Here is a 237-nt window from a genome sequence, read left to right on the forward strand (position 1 = left end):
GGTCGCGAAAACGTACGCCCTCACTGTAAAGGAAAAGCTTGCTGCAATTGACTGGAAAGGGCTTGCAGGAAAGCCGTTAGCGGATATGCAAAACGCGATCGTTCCAGCCATGCAAGATGCGCTGTGGAGCGCCTTGCAAACTGGCCCGTTCGGATTGCCACCGAAAACACTAAACGGTGGGGGTGCCATGCCGGGAATTAAAATTGTTGATAGAGAAGCAGCCAAAGGCTACAACAT

At 51.9% G+C, this 237-nt stretch carries 1 protein-coding gene; it reads left to right on the plus strand.

Annotated elements, in window-relative coordinates; genetic code table 11:
* Positions 1-237: hypothetical protein (locus SB679_RS26220; protein WP_410705344.1), on the plus strand; the 237-nt coding region annotated here is incomplete at both ends.

It is taken from the genome of Chryseobacterium sp. SIMBA_029, from assembly GCF_046535275.1.
Lineage (GTDB): Bacteria > Bacteroidota > Bacteroidia > Flavobacteriales > Weeksellaceae > Chryseobacterium.